This window comes from Pantoea rodasii, from assembly GCF_002095465.1.
In the GTDB taxonomy this organism is placed as follows: Bacteria; Pseudomonadota; Gammaproteobacteria; order Enterobacterales; family Enterobacteriaceae; genus Pantoea; species Pantoea rodasii.
On sequence record NZ_MLFP01000046.1, the window covers coordinates 1 to 4,000 of the forward strand.

General features: G+C 52.1%; 3 protein-coding genes and 1 pseudogene. 3 read left to right on the forward strand and 1 reads right to left on the reverse strand.

Annotated elements, in window-relative coordinates; translation table 11 throughout:
• Positions 1-836 (reverse strand): alkene reductase (locus tag HA45_RS23165; RefSeq protein WP_143808512.1); only part of this gene is annotated, 836 nt, incomplete at its 3' end.
• A 260-nt stretch (positions 837-1,096) separates the two neighbouring features.
• On the opposite strand from HA45_RS23165, the gene HA45_RS23170 reads away from it, so the two are divergent.
• From HA45_RS23170 to HA45_RS23180, 3 genes and pseudogenes are all read left to right on the forward strand, one after another.
• Complete coding sequence (locus HA45_RS23170; RefSeq protein WP_100702135.1) at positions 1,097-1,354, forward strand: hypothetical protein; 258 nt, start codon at positions 1,097-1,099, stop codon at positions 1,352-1,354.
• 356 nt (positions 1,355-1,710) lie between these two features.
• Positions 1,711-3,329: pseudogene (locus HA45_RS23175) on the forward strand (inorganic phosphate transporter).
• A gap of 25 nt (positions 3,330-3,354) precedes the next feature.
• A partial coding sequence (locus tag HA45_RS23180) for a polyphosphate kinase 2 family protein (RefSeq protein ID WP_128599089.1) occupies positions 3,355-4,000 on the forward strand: 646 nt, incomplete at its 3' end.

Genomic DNA, 4,000 nt, shown 5'->3' on the forward strand with positions numbered 1-4,000 from the left:
CTGTCTTCCGGCCCGACGATGCGCGGCTCAATAATGTGCAAATACGCCAGCGCGGCATCATTGAGCTTGTCAGCCAAATAGCTGAACGTCGCTGCCGGGTCACTATCATGCATATCGCCATAAATGCCACTCGGTGAAATTCGGACGCCAACCCGTCCTGGCCCATACACTGCCGTCAGAGCTGCCACCGCCTCCAGTAAAAAGCGCGCGCGATTCGCCAGGCTGCCACCCCAGCTATCCTGACGTTTGTTGCTGCCATCCAGCAGAAACAGTTCCGGTAGATAGCCGTTGGCAGCATGCAGTTCAACTCCGTCAAAACCTGCCGCTTTTGCCCTCATCGCAGCCTGTCGATAGGCTTCAATAAGCTGTGGAATTTCATCTTCTTGCAATGCACGTGGTTCAGGGAACAACTTTCCTTCATATGTACCGTCAGCGTTCTTGCCCACGCCGTATGTCTCTCGCGCAGTCAAAGCCGAGGGCGCTACTGGCTGGTGACCTTCCGACAGTTCTGGCAATGACTGACGCCCCGGATGCCATAATTGCAGCACTATCTGGCCGTCCTGCTTATGCACCGCGTCAACCACCTGCTTCCATCCCGCCTGTTGAGCATCATTGAAAATACCCGGCGCATCAGCATAGGCATTCGCATGGGGCGAAATCGCGGTGGCTTCCGCAATCAGCAATCCACCGGGACTGGTGCGCTGTCGATAATACTCAACCATCAACTGACCCGGCACGCCGCCGCTTTCGCTGCGCATGCGCGTTGCCGGTGCCATGACGACACGATGTTTGAGACGTAATTGTCCGGCGGTAATCGGCGTAAATAGTGTGTTCATTTGTCGCTCTCTCATTGAATGTTGAGAACAGCTTAAACAGACCCACATCCGCCAGAAATATGCGCAGCCGCATAACCGCTATGCTATTGAGGAATACACGGGATAGTCAATGCCCGGCAATACACTTACAGGTGATAAGAAGAGTGTGGAATAAGCGAACCGCAATAATTAAATATTCACTTGTGAGGCATGATTATTCTGCACATAGACGAAAGAGCGGTTTACACTGACTCACCCCCATTCAGGAAGAAGAGGTCAATGTGCTGTCGAAGATCCCCGATTATGAAACCGATCGCGAAGGCTATCTGGAGTTTATGACCCGCAGCAACGCGCTGCGCATGGAGTTACTGGTTCTGTCGGAAAAGTTTGTCGAAGTGCATGGATCCTATGAAGCTGGCATGGCGGAACTGGGGGAATGGCTACTGAACTATGCGGATAATGCCATGATCCAGCAGTTAAGTTCTGGGCCCATCAGCAAAGAATGGTTGTTTGAGGAATTGAGAAGGCGTCACCCGTAGTCTTGATCGGTGAACACTGACAGTACAGAGGAGTTTCATCCTCGTAAATCCAATTAGCAAGATAATGATTCACTGCTGTAAATGTAATCTATGGTAATCAATACGACACCTTATATGACAATTTTATGGCAGAAATAAAACGTAGTCGTTATTCCAACTCTTCAACAAAACCCGCAGCAAGCACTTGTTTATATTGAATAAATAGTTAAACACCTCATTTTACACTCTGAAAAAGTTGCATTTATATGACTAAATTTTGACAGGGCTGTCATAAAACTTTCATAAATTTTCTATATGTTAGCCACACAAATCGTTGTGCTTGTGCCGCTTTAGCGATCTATAGGAAATTCTCACTAATGAGCGATTACGTTACGCCTCAAACTTTACATGTTGCCGCTACACCCTTGTCTTCCGCGATTAAGCTTCCTGCAAAAAACAGTAAGAAACCGCTTTTCCTGTTTGGCACAGTATTGCTGGCTGGCATTCTCTTTGCCGCTACGCAGTTATTGGGTGATATCCAGCAAACCGGAGCCACTTTCAGCAGCTCGCTGCCACTGATACTCCTTGGTTTTGCACTGTTAGCGGCGCTGGGTTTCGAGTTCGTAAATGGTTTCCACGACACGGCCAACGCCGTTGCCACCGTCATTTATACCCGTTCACTTTCCCCTACCGTAGCGGTGGTGTGGTCAGGTATTTTCAATTTCCTCGGCGTTTTATGCTCCTCTGGCGCGGTGGCATTCGGCATCATCTCGCTGTTGCCGATTGAGTTAATTATGCAATCCGGCAGCAGTGAAAGTTATGTGATGATCTATTCCCTGCTGTTCTCTGCGATTATCTGGAACCTCGCCACCTGGTGGCTGGGCCTTCCCGCCTCCTCATCACATACCTTGATCGGATCCATTATTGGCGTGGGCATCGCCAACGCCGTGATGCACGGGCGCAGCGCCATGAGCGGCGTCAACTGGGGACAGGCACTCAACATTGGCAATGCACTGATCCTGTCACCGATTGTCGGCTTCGTCTGTGCTGCATTGTTGCTGTTGTTAATGAAGCGCGTGGTCAAAAACCAGAGTTGTACGGCACTAGCAAACACGAAGGTGCGCCGCCGATGTGGATCCGTGGTTTGATGATACTGTCCTGCACCGGTGTCTCCTTTGCACATGGCTCGAATGATGGTCAGAAAGGCATGGGGCTGATGATGCTGATTCTGGTGGCTGCCCTGCCCGTTACCTATTCTCTTAGCCGTTCCGTGCCACAGTCTGACATCCCTCACCTGGTTACACTGGCCGAAAACAGCCAGACTCAGCTGCTGCAATACGGCGCAGCTACCGCTCCTGCTCAACCTGATGATGTGCTGGCGACTTATCTGCGCACCGGTCAACGTGATGCCAATGTCGTGCCCGCACTGGCTCAGGTCAGCGGCAACATTAGCACCACGTTGAAGCAATTTGGCGCGCTACAGGCTATCCCCGCCGAACAGAAACCCGCGCTGCGTAATGAGATGTATCTGGCAGCTGAAACCATCAAACGTCTGCAAGCCGATCGCTCGCTGATCTTACCGTCTGCGACGCAGCAAAATCTGCAAGCGCTGAAAACGGGGCTGAATGGCGCAACGCAATTTATTCCGACCTGGGTGAAAGTCGCGGTGGCGATTGCGCTGGGATTGGGCACCATGGTGGGCTGGCGTCGAATTGTCACCACCCTGGGTGAGAAAATTGGCAAAAGTCAGCTCAACTATGCGCAAGGCATCAGTGCACAGATGGTGGCGATGTGCACCATTGGCGCAGCGGATGCGTTTGGTCTGCCGGTCTCAACCACGCATGTGCTCTCGTCGGGAATTGCCGGCACCATGGCCGCTAATCGCAGCGGCTTACAGTTCGGCACGCTGCGCAATATGGTGCTGGCTTGGGTGCTCACCCTGCCCGCCGCCGCGCTGCTCTCCGCCACGCTCTACTGGATGATGACTTCACTGTAACGCTCGCTTCAACAGGGATAAGACGATGTCTGCACACGAAATGAATAATAACAATATGTTTGATGCGCGCTTTTTACAGGAATTCTATGACAGCTATGACGAGTCGCTGGAGATGGAGTTAGCGGATTTTGGTCTGGCGGCCAATAACGATCCGCAAGAGTTAGCCTGGCGTCGCCGCTATTTTATGGAGTTGCTGCATCTCCAGGGCGAGCTGGTGAAGCTGCAAAACTGGGTCATCCGCACCGGTCATCGTCTGGTGGTGATTTTTGAAGGCCGAGATGCGGCAGGCAAAGGCGGAGTCATAAAACGCATCATGCAGCGGCTCAACCCGCGCTATTGTCGCGTGGCAGCATTGCCCGCGCCAAACGAACGTGAGCGCACGCAGTGGTATTTTCAACGTTACGTCTCACATCTGCCGTCTGCGGGAGAGATCGTGTTGTTTGACCGCAGCTGGTACAACCGCGCCGGCGTTGAAAAGGTGATGGGATTTTGTAGTGATGCGGAGTACGAGGAGTTTTTCCACAGTACGCCGGAATTCGAACGCATGCTGGTGCGCAGCGGCATTCAGATCGTTAAGTACTGGATATCCATCACCGATGAAGAACAGGAAATGCGCTTCCTGAGCCGCATTCATGATCCGCTGAAGCAGTGGAAGCTAAGTCCGATGGATC